Here is a 1927-nt window from a genome sequence, read left to right as displayed (position 1 = left end):
TCGATCCGCGCCGTCCTCGGCAAGCGATCGGGAGTGGCGGCCACCAACCGGCTCGATGCCGGGTCGCTTCGGCGATGCGCGCAGGCCGCCGTTGCCGCTGCGAGCTCCTCACAGCCCGACGACAGCTTCCCGGGGCTGCCGCAGCCCATGCCCACGTCCGCTGTCAGCCCGGCCAGCGAGGCTACCTTGCGGTTCGACGAAAGCGCGCGAGCGACAGCGGCGGCTGCGATCATCGGACACTCCTCGGCGCAGGGGCTGAAGGCAGCGGGCGGAATCGCCGTCACCGACCAGGCGGTCGCCGTGGCGAACACCCACGGGGTCCGAACAGCGGCGCCGATGGCTGCCATTCGCGCCACGGTGCTCTCGATGGAGGACTCGGGCGGCTCCGGGTGGGCGTCGTTCTTCTCGGCGGATGCTGGCGGACTCGACGCCGACGCGCTTGGCGAGCAGGCGGCTTCGCTTGCGATGCGCACCAAGAACGCAGGGACACTCGATCCAGGCACCTACACCGTGGTGCTCGCACCAGAGGCCGTCGCCGACATCGTCGCCTTCATGGGCTGGATGACCTTCGGCGCCAAGCCGTTTACCGAGAAGCGCTCGGCGCTTTCCGACAAGCTCGGGGAGTCGGTGATCGATGGTGCGATCTCGATCTTCGATGATTTCGCCGCTCAGGGCGGTATCGGGCTTCCGTTCGACTTTGAGGGCCAGCCGCGGACCCCTGTTACGCTGATAAAGCGCGGTATCGCCGAAGGAGTCGTGACCGACTCGATGTGGGCTGCAAAGCTGGGGATGCCCAACACCGGTCACGCCCTGCCCGCTCCTAACGGCTATGGTCCGATGCCCCTGAACCTGGTGATGGATGCTGGCGATGCCACCATCGACGATCTCGTCTCACGGGTCGATCGCGGTGTCTATGTCACTCGTTTCCACTACGTCAACGTCGAGGACCCGGTGCCGCTCACGCTCACGGGGATGACACGCGATGGCACCTTCATGATAGAGGGCGGACGCTTGACCAAACCCCTGCGCAACCTGCGCTTCACCCAAAGTGCGATCCAGGCGCTGTCACATGTCGGAGGCATCACGGCTACGCGGGAACTTATCGGAAGCGACGGGCACGCAACGCTGGTGCCGGGTCTGCTGCTGGAAAGATTCGCATTCACCGGCCAGACAGGGTAGCCGCCAATAGTAGCCCCACAAAGTGAAGGGCCCTCGCCGCAAGGGCGGGGCCCGAAGGAACTACCACTCGTATCGTGGAGGGGCGCCACTAAGTGGAGCAGTTCCTAGTCAGGATGGTAGTTTGTCCCTGACACTGTGGTTATCGGCACGCTGCGCGCCGACCTTTAGCCCGAAATCAAATCTTTTACTTTCATCAATCGCGTCAGGCTCGAACGCTCCGCCTCCTCGAGTTTCATGTCGATCGCCCGAATCGTCTCGACAATCTGAGGAATCAGGACGTGCTCGAGCGCATTGACCCGCCGACGAGTCCGCTCGATCTCTGCGGCGAGAAGCTCGATGGCCTTCTCTCGCTCAGCGAGCAAGATGAGCCGAGGGGCGGTGGCCGCGAGCGAATCCAGTGCGGCATCGAGAACGGCCGGGGTCGCGATGTGGGAGTAGCAGCACGGAGTCAGGTCCTCTGCCACCGTGAGCACCGGAACCCGCACGCTCATGATGTTGCGCTCCGCATAGCCGATGAACTCCCTTGGGACGCCCGTGGCTAACGCCCTTTCCATCTCTGCCTCGCCTGCCTCGGCACGAGAGACGACGAACAGGCCGTAGACTTCGGCAAGCTCGGCTTCCACCGACGCGCGGAATCTACGGCACTCGGCGATCCTGGCGAGGAACTCCTTGAGCAGCTCATCGAGCTTGTCTTTGAGCAGCTTGTGGCCTCGAAGTGCCACCTGATGTCGGCGTTTGAGCCGCATCA

The 1927-nt window shown here is 64.2% G+C and carries 2 protein-coding genes; one reads left to right on the top strand and one right to left on the bottom strand.

All coding sequences use genetic code 11. The features are described 5' to 3' along the window. A partial coding sequence (locus tag M1617_06885; protein ID MCL5887995.1) for a TldD/PmbA family protein occupies positions 1-1179 on the top strand: 1179 nt, incomplete at its 5' end. A gap of 164 nt (positions 1180-1343) precedes the next feature. Here the strand turns inward: M1617_06885 and M1617_06880 are convergent. Further along, positions 1344-1925: a V-type ATP synthase subunit D gene (locus M1617_06880; protein ID MCL5887994.1), complete on the bottom strand. Its 582-nt coding sequence runs from the start codon at positions 1923-1925 to the stop codon at positions 1344-1346. Positions 1926-1927 lie beyond the last annotated feature (2 nt).

The sequence above is a fragment of the Actinomycetota bacterium genome (genome assembly GCA_023488435.1).
In the GTDB taxonomy this organism is placed as follows: domain Bacteria; phylum Actinomycetota; class Coriobacteriia; order Anaerosomatales; family UBA912; genus UBA912.
This window is presented reverse-complemented; position numbering and strand designations above follow the sequence as displayed.